Source organism: Mycobacterium sp. NGS26 (assembly GCF_059813025.1).
In genome coordinates, this window is sequence record NZ_JCALDU010000001.1 from 1,004,902 (window position 1) to 1,022,605 (window position 17,704).

General features: G+C 70.8%; 18 protein-coding genes. 10 read left to right on the top strand and 8 right to left on the bottom strand.

All coding sequences use genetic code 11. The annotated features are described in order from the left end of the window. Nucleotides 1-71: 71 nt before the first annotated feature. From AC5Y6X_RS04885 to AC5Y6X_RS04895, 3 genes are read left to right on the top strand one after another with little or no spacing between them, the layout of a single operon-like run. The gene (locus AC5Y6X_RS04885; protein WP_499984921.1) at nucleotides 72-1,040 is read left to right on the top strand and encodes an alpha/beta fold hydrolase; all 969 of its coding nucleotides are present in this window, start codon (nucleotides 72-74) and stop codon (nucleotides 1,038-1,040) included. Beyond that, nucleotides 1,037-2,230: an LLM class flavin-dependent oxidoreductase gene (locus AC5Y6X_RS04890; RefSeq protein ID WP_324679412.1), complete on the top strand. Its 1,194-nt coding sequence runs from the start codon at nucleotides 1,037-1,039 to the stop codon at nucleotides 2,228-2,230. The genes AC5Y6X_RS04885 and AC5Y6X_RS04890 overlap by 4 nt, the downstream gene beginning before the upstream one ends. Beyond that, nucleotides 2,230-3,240, top strand: coding sequence for a zinc-binding dehydrogenase (locus tag AC5Y6X_RS04895; protein WP_499984923.1), 1,011 nt, complete (start codon nucleotides 2,230-2,232; stop codon nucleotides 3,238-3,240). The genes AC5Y6X_RS04890 and AC5Y6X_RS04895 overlap by 1 nt, the downstream gene beginning before the upstream one ends. Before the next feature lie 5 nt (nucleotides 3,241-3,245). Here the strand turns inward: AC5Y6X_RS04895 and AC5Y6X_RS04900 are convergent, their stop codons facing one another. Together AC5Y6X_RS04900 and AC5Y6X_RS04905 are read right to left on the bottom strand one after the other, a co-directional pair. Beyond that, nucleotides 3,246-4,424 (bottom strand): PPE family protein, encoded by a 1,179-nt coding sequence (locus AC5Y6X_RS04900; RefSeq protein WP_499984925.1) that lies wholly within the window; start codon nucleotides 4,422-4,424, stop codon nucleotides 3,246-3,248. A 13-nt stretch (nucleotides 4,425-4,437) separates the two neighbouring features. After that, nucleotides 4,438-4,737 (bottom strand): PE family protein, encoded by a 300-nt coding sequence (locus AC5Y6X_RS04905; RefSeq protein WP_499984926.1) that lies wholly within the window; start codon nucleotides 4,735-4,737, stop codon nucleotides 4,438-4,440. Between the two features lie 283 nt (nucleotides 4,738-5,020). On the opposite strand from AC5Y6X_RS04905, the gene AC5Y6X_RS04910 reads away from it, so the two are divergent. Next, the gene (locus AC5Y6X_RS04910) at nucleotides 5,021-5,755 is read left to right on the top strand and encodes an SIMPL domain-containing protein (protein WP_499984928.1); all 735 of its coding nucleotides are present in this window, start codon (nucleotides 5,021-5,023) and stop codon (nucleotides 5,753-5,755) included. Between the two features lie 4 nt (nucleotides 5,756-5,759). On the opposite strand, the gene hpt is transcribed toward AC5Y6X_RS04910, so the two are convergent. Genes hpt through dacB form a run of 4 tightly spaced genes read right to left on the bottom strand, consistent with a single transcriptional unit; the run spans nucleotide 5,760 to nucleotide 9,779 of the window. After that, nucleotides 5,760-6,368, bottom strand: coding sequence for a hypoxanthine phosphoribosyltransferase (hpt, locus tag AC5Y6X_RS04915; RefSeq protein WP_324679423.1), 609 nt, complete (start codon nucleotides 6,366-6,368; stop codon nucleotides 5,760-5,762). A 44-nt stretch (nucleotides 6,369-6,412) separates the two neighbouring features. Continuing rightward, nucleotides 6,413-7,372, bottom strand: a complete 960-nt coding sequence (gene tilS, locus AC5Y6X_RS04920) for a tRNA lysidine(34) synthetase TilS (protein WP_499984930.1) — start codon at nucleotides 7,370-7,372, stop codon at nucleotides 6,413-6,415. Further along, nucleotides 7,351-8,397: a zinc-dependent metalloprotease gene (locus AC5Y6X_RS04925; RefSeq protein WP_499984931.1), complete on the bottom strand. Its 1,047-nt coding sequence runs from the start codon at nucleotides 8,395-8,397 to the stop codon at nucleotides 7,351-7,353. The genes tilS and AC5Y6X_RS04925 overlap by 22 nt, the downstream gene beginning before the upstream one ends. Further along, entirely contained in the window at nucleotides 8,394-9,779 is a 1,386-nt protein-coding gene (gene dacB / locus AC5Y6X_RS04930) for a D-alanyl-D-alanine carboxypeptidase/D-alanyl-D-alanine endopeptidase (RefSeq protein WP_324679429.1), read from the bottom strand. Before dacB ends, AC5Y6X_RS04925 begins: the two co-directional genes overlap by 4 nt. A gap of 105 nt (nucleotides 9,780-9,884) precedes the next feature. On the opposite strand from dacB, the gene AC5Y6X_RS04935 reads away from it, so the two are divergent. Further along, nucleotides 9,885-10,373: an inorganic diphosphatase gene (locus AC5Y6X_RS04935; RefSeq protein ID WP_499984934.1), complete on the top strand. Its 489-nt coding sequence runs from the start codon at nucleotides 9,885-9,887 to the stop codon at nucleotides 10,371-10,373. A 57-nt stretch (nucleotides 10,374-10,430) separates the two neighbouring features. After that, nucleotides 10,431-11,123, top strand: coding sequence for a hypothetical protein (locus AC5Y6X_RS04940; protein ID WP_499984936.1), 693 nt, complete (start codon nucleotides 10,431-10,433; stop codon nucleotides 11,121-11,123). A gap of 29 nt (nucleotides 11,124-11,152) precedes the next feature. On the opposite strand, the gene AC5Y6X_RS04945 is transcribed toward AC5Y6X_RS04940, so the two are convergent. Then, nucleotides 11,153-12,226, bottom strand: coding sequence for a DUF475 domain-containing protein (locus AC5Y6X_RS04945; protein WP_499984938.1), 1,074 nt, complete (start codon nucleotides 12,224-12,226; stop codon nucleotides 11,153-11,155). 91 nt (nucleotides 12,227-12,317) lie between these two features. Here AC5Y6X_RS04945 and AC5Y6X_RS04950 point away from each other — a divergent pair, with 91 nt between their 5' ends. The 3 genes from AC5Y6X_RS04950 to AC5Y6X_RS04960 are packed head-to-tail and all read left to right on the top strand — an operon-like array spanning nucleotide 12,318 to nucleotide 14,673. After that, nucleotides 12,318-13,592, top strand: coding sequence for a polysaccharide biosynthesis protein (locus AC5Y6X_RS04950; protein WP_499984940.1), 1,275 nt, complete (start codon nucleotides 12,318-12,320; stop codon nucleotides 13,590-13,592). Between the two features lie 24 nt (nucleotides 13,593-13,616). Continuing rightward, nucleotides 13,617-14,318, top strand: a complete 702-nt coding sequence (gene ppgS / locus AC5Y6X_RS04955) for a polyprenyl-phospho-N-acetylgalactosaminyl synthase PpgS (protein ID WP_499984942.1) — start codon at nucleotides 13,617-13,619, stop codon at nucleotides 14,316-14,318. 13 nt (nucleotides 14,319-14,331) lie between these two features. Further along, nucleotides 14,332-14,673, top strand: coding sequence for a DUF2304 domain-containing protein (locus AC5Y6X_RS04960; protein WP_324679440.1), 342 nt, complete (start codon nucleotides 14,332-14,334; stop codon nucleotides 14,671-14,673). Between the two features lie 4 nt (nucleotides 14,674-14,677). Here the strand turns inward: AC5Y6X_RS04960 and AC5Y6X_RS04965 are convergent, their stop codons facing one another. Beyond that, the gene (locus AC5Y6X_RS04965; protein ID WP_499984945.1) at nucleotides 14,678-15,622 is read right to left on the bottom strand and encodes an NAD-dependent epimerase/dehydratase family protein; all 945 of its coding nucleotides are present in this window, start codon (nucleotides 15,620-15,622) and stop codon (nucleotides 14,678-14,680) included. Between AC5Y6X_RS04965 and AC5Y6X_RS04970 the strand changes: the two genes are divergently transcribed. Next, entirely contained in the window at nucleotides 15,588-17,399 is a 1,812-nt protein-coding gene (locus AC5Y6X_RS04970) for a hypothetical protein (protein ID WP_499984947.1), read from the top strand. The two genes, AC5Y6X_RS04965 and AC5Y6X_RS04970, sit on opposite strands and share 35 nt — an antisense overlap. The last annotated feature ends 305 nt before the right edge of the window (nucleotides 17,400-17,704 follow it).

Sequence of the window (17,704 nt, forward strand, 5' to 3'; positions counted from 1 at the left end):
ATGGTGCGCCCGCAACGGCCCGTAACGAAGAAGCTCTTCTCAGCCCACCGGCGTTGTGCTTTGGTGAGACCGTGCCCTTATCAACCGAACGGTTAGTGGATACCAATGGTGTGCGGTTGCGGGTGGTCGAGGCGGGGGACCGCGGCGCGCCCGTCGTCGTCCTGGCCCACGGGTTTCCCGAATTGGCCTACTCGTGGCGGCACCAGATCCCGGCGCTCGCCGAGGCCGGCTACCACGTGCTGGCGCCGGATCAGCGCGGTTACGGCGGCTCGTCGCGTCCGGATCCGGTGGAGGCCTACGACATCCACGAGTTGACCGCGGACATCGTCGGGCTCCTCGACGACGTCGGCGCCGAACGCGCGGTCTGGGTGGGCCACGACTGGGGCGCCGCGGTGGTGTGGAACGCGCCGCTGCTGCATCCCGACCGGGTCGCCGCCGTCGCCGCACTCAGCGTCCCGGCGCTGCCCCGCTCGCACGTGGCGCCGACGAGGGCGTGGCGCAAGACATTCGGCGAGCACTTCTTCTACATCCTGTATTTCCAGGAACCGGGCGTCGCCGACGCCGAACTCAATGCCGACCCCGCGCGGGTGATCCGGCGCATGATGGGCGGCCTGCGGACATCCGATGACAAGGCCGCGGCGCTGCGGATGGCGGCCCCCGGTCCGGAGGGCTTCATCGACCGCCTGCCCGAACCCGACGGGCTGCCGGACTGGATAACCCAGGACGAGCTCGACCACTACATCGGCGAGTTCGCCCGCACCGGATTCACCGGCGGGCTGAACTGGTATCGCAATTTCGACCGCAACTGGGAGACCACCCCGCAACTCGCCGGCGCGAAAATCCCGGTGCCGTGCCTGTTCATCGGCGGGACGGCCGATCCCGTGCTGTCCTTCACCCGGGCCGACCGCGCGTCCGAGGTGATCTCCGGGCCCTACCGCCAGGTGATGCTCGACGGCGCCGGACACTGGCTGCAACAAGAACGACCCGACGAGGTGAACGCCGCCCTGTTCGACTTCCTCAACGGATTGGAGCTGCGATGAACGCCCCCCTGCGTTTCGGCGTCTTTATCACCCCCTTTCATCCGATCGGCCAATCCCCAACGGTGGCATTGGAATACGACATGGAGCGCGTCGTGGCGCTCGACCGCCTTGGCTTCGACGAGGCGTGGTTCGGCGAGCACCACTCCGGCGGTTACGAGCTGATCGCCTGCCCGGAGGTGTTCATCGCGGCGGCCGCGGAGCGGACCAAGCACATCCGGCTGGGCACCGGCGTGGTCTCGCTGCCCTATCACCATCCGCTGATGGTGGCCGACCGCTGGGTGCTGCTGGACCACCTGACCCGCGGAAGGGTGATGTTCGGCACCGGCCCGGGCGCGCTGCCGTCCGACGCCTACATGATGGGTATCGACCCGATCGAGCAGCGCCCGATGATGCAGGAGTCCCTCGAGGCGATCCTCGCGCTGTTCCGCGCCGCGCCCGACGAGCGAATCGACCGTCACACCGACTGGTTCACGCTGCGCGACGCCCAGCTGCACATCCGCCCGTACACCTGGCCGTATCCGGAGATCGCCACGGCCGCAATGATTTCGCCGTCCGGGCCGCGGCTGGCCGGCACCCTGGGCACGTCGCTGCTGTCGCTGTCGATGTCGGTGCCGGGCGGGTACGCCGCGCTGGAGAACACCTGGGACGTCGTGCGCGAACAGGCCGACAAGGTCGGCCGGGACGAGCCGGACCGGGCCAATTGGCGGGTGCTGAGCATCATGCACCTCGCGGACAGCCGCGACCAGGCGATCGACGACTGCACCTACGGGCTGCAGGATTTCGCCAACTATTTCGGCGCGGCCGGGTTCGTTCCGCTGGCCAACGCCGTCGACGGCGCGCAGACACCGCACGAGTTCGTCGAAGACTATGCGGCCAAGGGCAATTGCTGCATCGGCACGCCCGACGACGCGATCGCGCACATCGAGGACCTGCTCGAACGGTCGGGCGGCTTCGGGACGCTGCTCATGCTCGGTCACGACTGGGCGTCGCCCGAGGCCACCTACCACTGCTATGACCTGATGGCCCGCAAGGTGATTCCCCACTTCAAGGGACAGCTGCAGGCCTCGCGGTCGTCGCACGAGTGGGCCAAGGGCCACCGCGACCAGTTGATCGGCCGCGCCGGCGAGGCCGTGGTGAAGGCGATCACCGAGCACGTCGACGAGCACAAGCTGGAAAGCGAGAAAAGCTGATGCGTGCCTCGGTGTTGCGCGACGGCCGGATGGTCTACCGCGACGACGTCCCCGACCCGGTTCCCGAATCCGGCCAGGTGCTGGTCGCGGTCCGATCGTGCGGAATCTGCGGCTCCGACCTGCATTTCGCGGCGCACGGCTCCGAGGTGATGGCGCTGACCGACAGGATGGGCGGCGGCGGTCCGATGAGCCTCGACCTGGCCCGCGACATCTTCATGGGTCACGAATTCAGCGCCGAGGTGCTCGAGGCCGGGCCGGACACCGACACGCACCCACCGGGAACCCTGGTGACGTCGATCCCGGTGTTGCTGTCCGCCAAGGGCGTCGAGCCGATCGTCTACAGCAACAGCACGATCGGCGGCTACGCCGAGCGGATGCTGCTGTCGGCCCCGCTGCTGATGCCGATCCCCAACGGCCTGGATTTCAAGCATGCGGCGCTGACCGAACCGATGGCGGTGGGGCTGCACGCCGTCAACAAGTCCAACATCGCACAAGGGGAGACCGCCCTGGTGCTCGGTTGCGGCCCGATCGGCATCGCGATCATCGCCGCCCTGAAGGCACGCGGCGTCGAAACCATTGTGGCATCGGACTTTTCGCCGAAGCGCCGCGAGCTGGCCACCGCGATGGGCGCGCATCAGACGCTGGACGCCGCCCAGGGTTCGCCGTTCGACAGCGTCAAACCCGCGGTGGTGTTCGAGGCGGTCGGGGTGCCGGGAATCATCGACGACGTGCTGTTGCGGGCGCGCCCGGGCACCCGGCTGGTCGTCGCCGGGGTGTGCATGCAGCCCGACACCGTGCACCCCTTCTTCGCGATCGCCAAGGAGATCAACGTCCAGTTCTGCCTCGCCTACACCCCCGAGGAATTCGCCGATTCGCTGCGGGCGCTGGCCGAGGGCGACATCGACGTCACCCCGCTGATCACCGGCGAGGTGGGCCTGGACGGCGTCGGCGCGGCCTTCGACGACCTCGCCGACCCCGAGCGGCACTGCAAGATCCTGGTCACCCCGTAGCTTCGTCAACCCCCGACGGGCGGCTGCGCCATGACGGTCGGCTTGAATCCGTAACGGGGAGGCGGAAAGTGGGCCAGGCCCCGCCCACCCCCGGCGCCCGCCACCGGGACGCCACCCATCGCGTTGGTGGCGGGTTGGGCGGCCGCGGCGGCCCCGAGGCCGTTGAGCGTCACGGCTGGGCTTGCCGCGGGGGCCGCGCCGGCCCACGACGCCGGAACCGACAACCCGCCGACGGACGCCGCCCTGCCGACCGTCCCGGCCGCTCCAGCGCCCGCCGCCCCTGCGGCACCGGAAACGGCGCGCGGCAACGCCTCGACGGCCTTGGCGGCGCCCTCGGCCGCCTTCGCGGCCTGCGGCATCATCCCCTGGGCGAGGCCCTGGATGTCCTTGAACGTGGTGGTGAACAGCCGGGTGGGCGAGACGAGCCGGATGAACGCGTCGAACGGCGTGCTGCCATCCAAGGTTGCCGAACCGGTCAGGCCCTCCAGCACGTCGCCGAGGAACCCGTCCACGACGATGCCGTCGCCTAGATTCGGCGAGTTCGTCAACCCGGCCAGACCCAGCAGCGCGGCCGGAATCGCCTGCGGCCCCTGCGTGCCTGCCGAGCCGCCGGCCGCCTGGGCCACCGCGGCGGCCTGGCCGGCCAGCCCGGCCGGGTTGGTGATCGGCGCCGCCGGGGTGAACGGCGGCAGCGCCGACGCCGCGGCCGACGCGCCGGCATAGCCGTACATCGCGGCCGCATCCTGGGCCCACATCTCGGCGTAGTGCGCCTCGGTGGCCGCGATCGCCGCGGTGTTCTGGCCGAGGAAGTTCGTCGCGAGCAACGCCGTCAACAGCGCCCGGTTGGCCGCGATCTCCGGCGGCGGCACCGTCGCCGCGAACGCCGCCTCGTAGGCGCCGACGGCCATGGCGGCCTGGCCGGCGGCCCGTTCGGCCTGGCCGGCGGTGCCGCTCAGCCATGCCACGTGGGGCGCGGCCGCGGCCACCATGGACGCCGCGGCCGGACCGCGCCACGGCCCGTCCGTCAGGCCGGTGAGCAGCGACCCGTAGGCCGACGCGGTGGTTCGCAGCTCGGCGGCCAGCCCGTCCCAGGCCGCCGCGGCGGCCAGCAGCGGCCCCGGGCCGGGACCCGAATACATCAGCGCCGAGTTGATCTCCGGCGGCAACTGCGCGAAATCCAGCATCGCGGCCGCTCGCTCAGACGACCGCGCCGGCGTTGGCGGCCTCGGTGGCCGCATACGAACCGGAGCTGAGGCCCAGCGCGGCCGCCAACTGCTCGCGGACGGCCGCCGCCTGGGCGCTGATCTCCTGGTAACTCCGTGCGTGCGAGGCGAACTGCGCGGCGGTCAGCATCGACACCACGTCGGCGGCGGCGGGGACCACCCCGATCGTGGGCGCCGCCGCGGCCGCGTTTCCGGCGACCACCGCGGCGTTGATGGCGTTCAGCTCCGCGGCGGCCGCGGCCAGCATCTCGGGTTGCGCGAGCACAAAAGACATGGCTTCTCCTCAAAAGCATTTCGGTTCAACAGCTTTCACTTGATTCGATACGTTAGGACAGGCCTAGCGGGAAATGCGGCCGCCGCAATGCCTATTCATTACGGGGTAGAAAACTGTTCATTCACCTGGGCGAATATGCTGCGACAATTTGGTGGTGGCATGAAATTTGTTGGAAACCAATATGTTTAGAGTTGGATATGAATTTCGGGGTTATCGCCACGATCCGCGCTATGCTTTGCCGGTTGTCGCCCATCGTCGCCCCGGAGCGATTAGGGTGCCACTCATGTCGATCGCAAGAAGCGCCCCGAAATTTGTTCGCCGGTCGATCGCCGTGGCCGCCGCCGGATTGGCCGTCGCCGCGCTGTCGGCGTGCGATGAGCACAGCGCCGCGCCCGCACCGGGCGCAAATCCACGTCAGGTGACCGTTGTGGGATCGGGCCAGGTTCAAGGCGTCCCGGACACCCTGACCGCCGGGGTCGGCATCGAGTTCACCGCGCCCGACGTCACCACCGCGATGAACCAGACCAACGACCGTCAGCAGGCGGTCATCAACGCGCTCGTCGGCGCCGGCGTCGACCGCAAGGACATCAGCACCACCGAGGTCACCCTGGAGCCCCAATACAGCGGTGGCAGCGCGACCATCACCGGCTACCGCGCCACCAACGCGATCCGGGTCAAGATCCACCCGACCGACGCCGCGTCACGGCTGCTGGCCCTGATCGTGAACACCGGCGGCGACGCCACCCGGATCAGCTCGGTCAGTTACTCCATCGCCGACGACTCGCAGCTGGTAAAGGATGCTCGCGCAAGGGCTTTCAACGACGCCAAGAACCGCGCCGACCAGTACGCCCAGCTGTCCGGGCTCCGGCTGGGCAGGGTGCTGTCCATCTCCGAAGCGACCGGCGGCACACCCGGGGGACCGCCGCCGGCGCCGCCGCGCAGCATGGCCGCCGTCCCGCTGGAGCCGGGCCAGCAGACGGTCAGCTTCTCGGTGACCGCGGCGTGGGAACTCGACTGAGGCCCTACTGGTAGACGCGGGGATCCAGCGTCCCGATGTACGACAGGTCGCGGTAGCGCTCGTCGTAGTCCAGGCCGTAGCCCACCACGAACTCGTTGGGAATGTCGAAGCCGACGTAGGCGATGTCGACGTTGGCGTGCATCGCGTCGGGCTTGCGCAGCAGCGTGCACACGCGGAGCGAGCGCGGATGCCGGGTGCTCAGGTTGCGCGACAGCCAGGACAGGGTCAGGCCCGAGTCGACGACGTCCTCGACGATCAGCACGTCGCGATCGTTGATGTCGCGGTCCAGGTCCTTGAGGATCCGCACCACGCCCGACGACGACGTCGAGGTGCCGTAGGAGCTGACGGCCATGAATTCGAACTGCGTCGGCACCGGGATCACGCGGGCCAGATCGGTGACGAAGATCACGGCGCCCTTGAGCACGGTGATCAACAGCAGATCCTGCCCGGTCTCGGCGACGACGTCGCGGTAGTCGTTGCCGATCTGCTCCCCGAGCTCGAGGGTGCGGGCCTGAATCTGCTCCCGGGTGAGCAGCACGGACTTGATGTCCCCCGGGTACAGGTCGACCGGCTGCGCGGGGGTGATCGCCGAGGAGATCTGGGCCACGCCCACAGCGTGCCACGCCGGCGGGCGAACAACCAACGCAAGCCCCCGTTTTACACAGGCTCGCGGCGCAACGTCAGGACGCCGTCGTGCCGTCCCGCGAACAACCGCTCACCGCGCGACGGGGACCCGACCGCCACCCCGCCCTGCCCCCGCCAGGCGGTGACGAGGGCGTCCACGCCGCGGATCTGCTTGTCCGTGAGCCCCGTTGCGCCGCCGGCCAGCAGCCAGCCCCGGATCACCCGGCGGCGAACCGGGTCCGGCAGCGCGGCCAGCGCCGCGGCCTGCAGCCCGGCGCCCACCCTCACCCCGGGCAGCGCCTGCGCGGCAAGGGCATCGATCAGGTCGGTGTCCGCGCGCAGCGCCGTCGCGGTGCGGGCCAGCGCCTCGGCCACCCCGCCGCCCAGCACGTCCTCCAGCAGCGGCAGCACCTCCACGCGCAGCCGGGTCCGGGTGAAGCGCCGGTCGCTGTTGTGCGGATCCTGCCACGCGGTCAGGCCCAGCTCCGCGCAGGCGGCGTGCGTCACGGCGCGCCGCACCCCCAGCAGCGGCCGGCACCACGGCGGATCGTAGGGACGCATGCCGGCGATCGAGCGCGGCCCCGATCCGCGGCCAAGGCCCAGCAGCACCGTCTCGGCCTGGTCGTCGAGCGTGTGGGCCAACAGCACCGGCCCCTCGCGGTAGGCGGCCAGCGCGGCGTAACGGGCGGCGCGCGCCGCCGCCTCGGGACCGCCGTCGTTGCCCACGCGCACGCAAATCACCTGTGCGTCAACGCATCCCAGCGAAACCGCCTGCGCCCGCGCGGTTTCGGCGACGGCGGCCGAATCGGGCTGCAGGCCGTGGTCCACCACCAGCGCGGTGGTGGGCCGCAGCCGGGCCGCGACGGCGGTCAGCGCCAGTGAGTCCGGACCGCCGGACAGCGCCACGCCCCATTCGTCCCCGGTGACCGGATGGGTCTTGGCGAACGCCTCGACGGCAGCGCGCAGCTGCCCTACAGCACCCTGTCGATCCATCGCTGGGGATCTTCGACTTCGGCGGGCAGCGGCAGCGTGTCGGGGCCCGACCAGACGGCGTTGAACCGGTCCATTCCCACCGCTCCCACCACATGGTCGACGAACGCCTTGCCGCGCGCGTACTGGCTGAGTTTGGCGTCGATGCCCAGCAGGGCGCGCAGCAGCCGCTGCAACGGCGGTTGCCTGCGACGGCGACGCTCGTCGAACCGGCGGCGGATGGTGGCCACCGACGGCACCACCATCGGTCCGACGGCGTCCATGACGTGTTCGGCGTGGCCCTCCAGCAGGGTGCCGAGCACCAGCAGCTGGTCCAGGGCCTGGCGCTGCGCCTCGGACTGGACGGCGCGCACCAGGCCGAGGATGCCCGACGAGTTCGGGTCGGGATCCCCGGCGGCCCGGTTGCGGACGAAGTCGGCGAGCCGGCCGGCCACCTGCCCGATGTCCTCGCCGGGGTCCCGGGTCAGCAGCGCCAGCGCCCGCGTCATGTATTCGGCCAGCCACGGGTTGGCGGTGAACTGCACCCGGTGGGTCACCTCGTGCAGGCACACCCACAGCCGGAAGTCGGAGGGCTCGACCTGCAGCTGGCGCTCGACGGCGATGACGTTCGGGTACACCAGCAGCAGGCCGCCCTGCTTGGCGGCCGCGAACGGGTCGTACTGGCCGAGGATCCCGGACGACACGAACGCCAGCACCGCGCCCGTCTGCGCCCCGGTGATCCGGCCGGTGAGAAACCCCCGCGGCTGCTCGCTCCCGTTCGTCATCACCCGCATCGACTCGGCCGCCGCCCGCACCCACTCCGGGCGGTCGACGATGCGCGCCGCCGGCACCACGCCGTCGGTGACCAGGCCGGTGACGTCGCGCACCGGCGGTTCGGCTTTGGCGGCCGCGCCGGTGAGCTCGTCGATCGCCTGGCGGCGGGTGTATTCGCTGGACGGCGGGCCCGGCCGGGCCAGCCGGACGCCCACGGTGGCGGCGAACCGCCAGTCGACGGCGGTCCCGAGCGTCAACTCAGACGGTGGGCTCATGCGCACCCGCAGGTCCACAGCTTGCCGGCCAGCGCGTCCATCACGTTGCGGCCGTTGGGGCCGGCGTTGTTGGACAGGAACGCGAAGGTGAGCACCCGGCCGCTGCGGTCGGTGAGCACCCCGGCCAGGGCGTTGATGGCGGTCAGCGAGCCGGTCTTGGCCCGCAGCCAGCCGGCCGGGCCCTGGTTGGTGGCCGTGTCGAGGAAGCGGTCGGCCAGCGTGCCGCTGCCGCCGGCGATGGGAAGCAGGTCCAGCAGCGCCCGCAGCGCCGGCTGGTCCGGGCCCGCGGCCGCCTGCACGGTGCCGTCGAGCGTCTTGGCGGTCAACCGGTCGTCGACCGAAAGCCCGCTGGCGTCCATCAGGGCGGCGCCGGTGGTGTCGATGTGGGCGGTGCTCAACCGGTTGGTGATCGCGTCGACCGCGCCGGCGAAGCTGCGCGGCCGATTGATCGCGGCCGCCACCTCGCGGCCGATGCATTCGGCCAGCACGTTGTCGGAGTGGTCCATCATCAACGACAGCCGCTCGATCAGCGGCGCGGACTGCACCACGGCCAGCTGCCGCGCCCCGGACGGCGCCGAGCCCGTCGTCACCGCGCCGGGATCCAGGCCGAGGGCCTTGGCCAGCTCCCGCCCGGCGTCCAGCGCCGGGGTCCGCGATCGCCGGGAATTGACCGTGCTGGGCTGGATGCGCCCGGCGTCGATCATCACCGACTCGATGGGCGCGATGTCACCGTTGTCGACGTCCGCGGGATCCCAGCCCTGCGCCATCGTCGGTCCGGTGAACGCCGAGTTGTCCACCTGCACGGCCGTCGGCGTCACGCCGCTGCGACGGACCTGCTCGACGAGGTCGGCGATGCGCGGCGAGCCGCGGTACCAGGTGGGGACGTCCGGCGGCGCCGCCGACAGCGTCGGGTCCCCGGCGCCCACCAGCACGATGGGTCCCTGCGCGTTCGGGCCGCCGGCGACCACCCGGGTGCTGATCCGGGCCTGACGATCCAGCGTCAGCAGCGCCGCGGCGGCCGTGAGGATCTTGTTGGTCGACGCCGGCACCAGCGGCACGTCGTCGGCCACCTGCCACAGCTCCTTGCCGGTCATGGCATCGGTGATGCGGCCGCCCAGCCTGCCCAGGTTGGGGTCGGCCGCGACCGGCGCCAGCGCCGCCGCCACCCCGGGGGGGCTGGGCGTTTCGGCGGTGTCGCTGACCGGGACCATTCCCGGCTTGACGATCGGCGGCCGCGGGGGCGGCACGGGCACCCGGGCGCCGCTGCTGCCGTGCCCACCCGTGGTGAAGAACGTCGCCGCCGCCACCACGGCGGCAACGAACGCCAGCACGGCCAACCCAACGAGCACGGGGGTGGATTTCCGCCAGCGAGTAGGACCCATCACTCTCCTGACTGTCTGGTCCCATTCTGCCGAATCGGCCGCAATCCGCTCGACTAGGGTGGATCCGCAACGCACTGACCTACCCAGACGCAAGGAGCCGAGACGGTGCAATTCGACGTGATCATCGAGATCCCGAAGGGCCAGCGCAACAAGTACGAGGTCGACCACGAGACGGGCCGGGTGCGTCTGGACCGCTACCTCTACACGTCGATGGCCTACCCGACCGATTACGGCTTCATCGAGGACACCCTCGGCGAGGACGGCGACCCGCTGGACGCGATGGTGCTGCTGCCGGAGCCGCTGTTCCCGGGCGTGACGGTGGAGGCGCGTCCGGTCGGAATGTTCCAGATGACCGACGAGGCCGGCGGCGACGACAAGGTGCTGTGCGTTCCGGCCGGCGACCACCGGTGGGATCAGATCCAGGACATCGGGGACGTTCCGTCCTTCGAACTGGACGTGATCAAGCACTTCTTCTCGCAGTACAAGGCGCTCGAGCCGGGCAAGTTCGTCAAGACGGCCAACTGGGTCGGCCGCGCCGAGGCGGAGGCCGAGGTGCAGCGCTCGGTGGAGCGGTTCAAGGCCTCCGATCACTAAGGGGCACCGAGGCGCACCGAACCGCACGGCGCCCGTTCGCGGTGGCATCCTGGCCATGTGACGCCGGTTCTGCATTTCGCCGCGAACTTCTGGTGGCTGGTCTTCCCGCTGGGCGGCGCGATCGGCGGGGGCCTGCGGGCGATCGCCGCCGCCAGCGAGCGCCGCGCCGATCGCCGGCTGGAGCGGTACCGGCTCAAGCAGCAGGCCAAGATCGCGGCGGCCGAGGCGTCCGGCCGGTCACGCAACAACGCGGAAAGCTACCGCCGCGAGCTCGCCAAAGTCATTGCGGCACATGACCGTACCGACGCGCGGTGGCTGGAATACGAGGTCGACGTCGCCAAACTTCTCGACTTCCCGATGATGACCGACATGCGGGCCCCGCTGACGATCGCGTTCCACAAGGCCAAGCGGCGCGCGGACCTGCTGCGGCCGGAACGGCCCGAGGACCTGGTCGGCGATCGGGACGCGCAGCTGGAATACCGCGACGCGGTGCACGAGTACATCAGCGCGTTCGAGATCGCCGAGGCCGAGGCGATCCGCCGCCGCCGCAGCGACTTCTCCGAGGACGAACAGCAACGGCTGGCGCGCGCCCAGCACCTGCTGGACCTGGCGCAGGACGAGGGTGCCACGCGTGAGGAGCGGCAGAACGCCTACGCGCGGGCGAGCAAGGAGCTCGACGGCCTGATCGTGCTGCCGGCCCCGGCGCGGGCCGCCATCGAGAGCCGGGTCGCCGGGCAGATCGAGGCCTGATCGCTCAGCCGCTTCTGCCGATCAGGCGTTCAGGCCCTGGCGGCGCGCCGGTTGCGCAGCATGCTCCACCCCAGGGCCGCGCCGATGAAGACCACGCCCACCGACGCGGTGAAGACCTCGGGGATCTGAAAGCGCGGCTCGATGGAAAACAGCATGATCACGGCCAGCGCGCCGATCGCCCAGTGCGCGCCGTGTTCCAGGTAGACGTAGCGGTCCAGCGTCTCCTGGTGGACCAGGTAGATGGTGATGGACCGGACGAACATCGAGCCCACCACCCCGAGGCCGAGCGCGATCACGATCGGGTCCGACGTGATGGCGAACGCGCCGGTGACGCCGTCGAAGGAGAACGCCGCGTCGAGCACCTCCAGGTACAGGAACAGCATCAGCCCGGCCCTGCCGGTCGCCGTGCCCGGCGCGGTGTCGATGGCGTCGATGCGCGACGGCCGGAACGCCCGGCTCAAACCGTTGACGACGAGATAGGTGACCAGGCCCAGCAGCCCGGCCGTCAGCACCGTCGCGCGCTCGTCGGCGGAGTGGGTCAGCAGCGTGCCGACGAGGACCAGCGCGACGCCGGTCACCACCACCGACACCTGCCCGAGCCGCCCGATGCGGGCGAACGGGACCTCGATCCACTTGAGCCACTTGATGTCTCGATCGTGAAAGACGAAATCCAGAAACAGCATCAGCAGGAACGTCCCACCGAAGGCCGCGATCTGCGGGTGGGCCGAGATGATCAGCTTCTCGTAGCTGGGCGAGCCGTCGGGAAACTCCAGCGCGCCGTGCGGCGGCGGATGAAGCGCCAGCTCCATCGCCCGCACCGGGTCGATGCGCGCGGTCGCCCAGACGATGAGCAGCGGGAAGACCAGGCGCATGCCGAAGACGGCGATCAGGATGCCCAGCGTCAGGAACATCTGCCGCCAAAACGAGCTCATCCGCTTGAGGACCGCGGCGTTGATGATCGCGTTGTCGAACGACAGCGACACCTCGAGCATCGCCAGGACCAGCAACAGGAACAGCGCGTTCGGCCCGCCGTGCGCGTACCCGAGCGCAAGGGCCGCCGCGGTCAGCAACACCGAGAAGCCGAAGATGCGAAAGGCGGCCATGGGTCCTTCCTGACAGGCGCCCACCTTAGCGAAGCGCAACGCCGCCGCCGCCCGGCGGCATCGACGCACTTACTATTTTCAGATTGTGGCGATGCCCGAGGTCGGCGGTACCCAAGCCTCCACCGGGGCCGGACCGATCGCGCGTGGCAGCGTGGCCCGGGTCGGCGCCGCCACCGTGGTGACCGCGTTGTGCGGCTACGCGGTGGTCTACCTGGCCGCTCGTGACCTGGCTCCGAGCGGTTTCTCGGTCTTCGGGGTGTTCTGGGGGGCGTTCGGGCTGGTGTCCGGCGCCACCAGCGGCCTGCTGCAGGAGACCACCCGGGAGATCCGCTCGACGCGCTACGTCGACGTGCTGCCCGGTGACGGCGGGGCGCGCATCCATCCGGTGCGCGTCGCCGCGCTGGTCGGGCTGGGGGCCGCCGTCGTGATCGCGGGCAGCTCGCCGCTGTGGGGTGGTCGCGTGTTCGTCGAGGCGCGCTGGTTGTCGGTGCTGCTGCTGAGCGTCGGGCTGGCCTGTTTCTGCCTGCACGCCACCCTGCTGGGCATGCTGGCCGGCACCGACCAGTGGACCCACTACGGGGCGCTGATGGTGACCGACGCGGTCATCCGGGTCGCGGTCGCCGCGGCGGCGTTCGTGGTCGGGTGGGGGCTGCGCGGATTCCTGTGGGCCACCGTCGCCGGCGCGGTGGCGTGGCTGATCATGCTGGTGGCGTCGCCCGCCGCGCGCGCGACGGCGCGCATGATGACGCCCGGCAGCACCGCGACGTTCCTGCGGGGCGCCGCCCATTCGATCACCGCGGCCGGCGCCAGCGCGATCCTGGTGATGGGTTTCCCGGTGCTGCTGAAGCTGACCTCGAATCAGCTTGGGGCGCAAGGCGGAGTGATCATCCTGGCGGTGACGCTGACCCGGGCGCCGCTGCTGGTGCCGCTGACCGCGATGCAGGGCAACCTCATCGCCCATTTCGTCGACGAGCGCACCGACCGGCTGCGGGCGCTGGTGGCGCCGGCGGCGATCGTCGGGGGCATCGGCGCGGTCGGGGTGCTGGCCGCGGGTGTCGTGGGCCCGTGGCTGCTGCGGGTGGCGTTCGGGCCGCAGTACGACGCCGGCGGCGCGCTGCTGGCGTGGCTGACCGGGGCCGCCGTGGCGATCGCGATGCTCACGCTCACCGGCGCGGCCACCGTGGCCGCGGCGCTGCATCGGGCGTACTCGCTGGGCTGGGTCGGCGCGACGGTGGCGGCGGGACTGCTGCTGGCGTTGCCGCTGCCGCTTCAGACCCGCACCGTGGTCGGCCTGCTGTGTGGCCCGCTGGTGGGAATCGGCGTCCATCTGGTGGCGCTGGGGCGCGCCGGGCGCTCAACCGGCTGATCCTGGCTAGCCTGGTGAGCCTAGATGGTTACTGAAAAGCATTACCCCGGCGTCTGGATCGTCATCCCCGCCTTCAACGAGGCCGCCGTCATCGGTGAGGTGATAGCCGATGTGCGCTCGGTCTTCGACCACGTCGTGTGCGTGGACGACGGCAGCACCGACGGCACCGGCGAGATCGCGCGGCGGGCGGGGGCGCATCTGGTACGCCATCCGATCAACCTGGGGCAGGGGGCGGCCATCCAGACCGGCGTCGAGTACGCGCGCAAGCAGCCCGGCGCACGGGTTTTCGCCACGTTCGACGCCGACGGCCAGCATCGCGTCAAGGATGTGGCGGCGATGGTCGAGCGGCTGTGCGCCGGCGACGTCGACGTCGTCATCGGGACGCGGTTCGCCGCGCCGCACGGCAGCCGGCCGCCGCTCGTCAAGCGGATCGTGCTGCGCACCGCGGCGCGGCTGAGCCGACGCGGTCGCCGCCTCGGCCTGACCGACACCAACAACGGGCTGCGGGTGTTCAACAAGAAGGTGGCCGACGGGCTGAACCTCACCATGAGCGGCATGAGCCATGCCAACGAGTTCGTCATGCTGATCGCCGAAAACCATTGGCGCGTGGCCGAAGTGCCGGTCGAGGTGCTCTACACCGAATACTCGAAGTCGAAGGGGCAGCCGCTGCTCAACGGCGTCAACATCATCTTCGACGGGTTGTTGCGGGGCAGGATTCCGAGATGAAAGGGACCGAACGATGAACTGGATTCAGGTGCTGCTGATCTCCTCGATCGTCGCGCTGCTGGTCTACCTGCTGCGGTCGCGGCGCAACGCGCGATCCCGGGCGTGGGTCAAGGTCGGCTACATCCTGTTCGTGCTCGGCGGCATCTACGCGGTGCTGCGGCCCGACGACACCACCGTGGTCGCGCACTGGTTCGGGGTGCGCCGCGGCACCGACCTGATGCTCTACGCGCTGATCATGGCCTTCAGCTTCACCACGCTGAGCACCTACATGCGGTTCAAGGATTTGGAGTTGCGCTATGCGCGGCTGGCCCGGGCAATGGCGCTGCAGGGGGCGCAGGCACCCGAGGAGGGTTAGCCGGCTAGCCCGTGTGCGCGTGCCGGAAGTAGTCGACCGTGCGACGGATGCCGTCGTCCAGCCGCACCCGCGGGCGCCAGCCCAAAACCCTTTCGGCCAAACCGATGTCGAGGCAGGACCGCCTCAGGTCGCCCAGGCGATCCGGGACGAACTCCGGGTCGTCGGGCCCCCCGACGGCGGCGGCCACCGCCGAATGCAGTTGGCGGTCCGAGGTTTCGATGCCGGTGCCGATGTTGAAGCGCTGCCCGCCGCCCGCGTCGCCGGCGGCCTTGACGAAGGCGTCCACCACGTCGTCGACGAACACGTAGTCGCGGGTCTTGCCGCCGTCGCCGAACACCCTGGTGGGCTTGCCCGACAGCAGCGCCTGCGCGAAGATCGCCACCACGCCCGCCTCGCCGTGCGGGTCCTGCCGCGGGCCGTAGACGTTGGCGGGCGCGATGTGCGAGCAATCCAGGCCGTAGAGATGGCGAAAGGTGTTCAGGTAGATCTCCCCGGCCACCTTGCCCGCGGCGTAGGGCGACGCCGGATCGGTGGGCACCGTCTCGCGGGTGGGGTACTGCGTCGGGGTGCCGTAGATGGATCCCCCCGACGAGGTGTGCACGATCTTGCGCACCCCGCTGCGCCGTGCCGCCTCGGCCAGCCGCACCGTGCCGACGACGTTGACCGAGCAGTCGAACTGCGGGTCGGCCACCGAGTGCCGCACGTCGATCTGCGCCGCCAGGTGGAACACCACCTCGGGCCGGTGCTCGTCGAGGATGGCGTTCAGGTCGGCGGTCACGATGTCCGCCTCGACGAACTGGTGCGACGGGTTGTCGGCGAGGTGCTCGAGGTTGGTCGCGCGGCCGGTGGCGAAGTTGTCCAGCCCCACCACCGCGTGGCCGTCGGCCAGCAGACGGTCGACTAGCGTCGAGCCGATGAATCCGGCTGCCCCGGTAACCAGTGCGCGCACCGGCCCACCATACATATGGGTGGCGGCGGCCGCGCTGATCGCGGTGCAGCTGGCGGTCCGCGGCGTGCTGGCGTTCGGCGGCTACTTCTATTGGGACGACCTGATTCTCGTCGGGAAGGCGGGCACCCACAATCTGCTGTCGCCGTCGTACCTGTTCGACGATCACGACGGCCACGTCATGCCGGCCGCCTTCCTGCTCGGCGGCGCGATCACCCGGCTGGCGCCGCTGGACTGGACGTGGCCGGCGATCAGCCTGGTGGTGCTGCAGCTGCTGGCGTCGCTGGCCCTGTTGCGCGCGCTGTACGTCATCCTCGGCCCGCGCCGGGTGCTGCTGATCCCGCTGACCTTCGCGCTGTTCACGCCGCTGGGCCTGCCCGGGTTCGCGTGGTGGGCGGCGGCGCTGAACTCGCTGCCGATGCTGGCGGCGCTGGCCTGGGTGTGCGCCGACGCGATCCTGCTGGTCCGCACCGGCAGCCCGCGCTACGCGGTGACCGGCGCGCTGGTCTACCTCGGCGGGCTGCTGTTCTTCGAGAAGTCCGCGGTGATCCCGTTCGTGGCGTTCGCGGTGGCCGCCCTGCTGTGCCATGTGCGGGGCGATCCGGCGGCGGTGCGCACGGTGTGGCGGGCCGGGCTGCGGTTGTGGGTTCCGTCGCTGATCCTGACCCTCGGCTGGGTCGCGCTGTATCTGGCGGTGGTCAACCAGCGCCGCTGGAGTTCCGACCTCGCGATGACGGGGGACCTGCTGTCCCGATCGGTCACGCACGGAATCGTGCCGGGGCTGGCCGGCGGGCCGTGGCACTGGGACCGCTGGGCCCCGGCCTCGCCGTGGGCCACGCCGCCGCCGCTGGTGATGGCGCTGGGCTGGCTGGTGCTGGCCGGGCTGCTCGCGGTGTCGCTGCTGCGCAAGCAGCGCGTCGGGCCGGTGTGGTTGACCGCCGCGGGTTACGCCGTCGCCTGCCAGATACCGATCTACCTGATGCGGTCGTCGCGGCAGACCGCGCTGGAGCTCGCCCAGACCCTGCGGTACCTGCCGGATCTCGTCGTCGTGCTGGCGCTGCTGGCCGCGGTCGCATTGTGCGCCCCGAACCGGACCGGGCGCGCGCCGCGGTGGCTGGACGCGTCGCGGCCGCGCGCGGTCGCGGTGACGAGTTTGGCGGGGCTGTTCGTGACCAGCAGCCTGTACTCGACGGCGACGTTTCTGACCAGCTGGCGCGACAACCCCGCCCAGCCGTACCTGCAAAACGCCCGGGCCGGCCTGGCCGCCGCGCGCGCGGCCTCCGACGCGCCGCTGCTGGACCAGGAGGTCGATCCGCTGGTGCTGCAACGCGTCGCCGCGCCGGAGAACCTGGCCAGCCACATGTTCGCGCTGTTGCGCGACCGGCCCGAATTCGCCTCGGCGACAACGCAATTGCGCATGCTGGACAGCTCGGGCCGGCTGATCGGCGCGCGGGTGACCTGGGTGCGGACCATCGTGGTCGGGCCGATGCCGCGGTGCGGCTATTTCGCGCAGCCCGACCGGCCGGCGCGCCTGATCCTCGACGGGCCGCTGCTGCCCGCCGACTGGACGGTCGAGCTGAACTACCTGGCCAACAGCGACGGGTCGATGACGCTGTCGCTCACGCAGGGGCCCGACGTCAAGGTTCCGGTGCATCCGGGGCTCAACCGCGTCTTCGCCCGGCTGCCGGGCGCCGGCGACGCGATCACCGTGCGCGCCAACACCACCGCGCTCTCGCTGTGCATCGCGTCGGGACCGGTGGGTTTCGTCGCGCCGGCATGAGAGTCATGTTGTGCCGCAATAACTTACAGCGTTCTTGGCTCACGGTGCGAGCTGGACATGGCCCCGCGGGGGCGGCGGGGAAGGCGGCGGAGGCTGCGGTGGGGGTGCCTCGGGTTGCGGCGCGGGTGCCTCGGGTTGCGGCGCGGGTGCCTCGGGTTGTGGCGCGGGTGCCGCCGGCTGTCGCGGGGACAGCGGCTGTTGTGCGCGAGGTGGCGGTGCCGCGACCGGCGGCGCGATCTGCTCTACCGTCGGCGCCGGGATCTGTGGATCAGGCGTAATCTCCCCCACCGGGGCAGGCCCGGTCG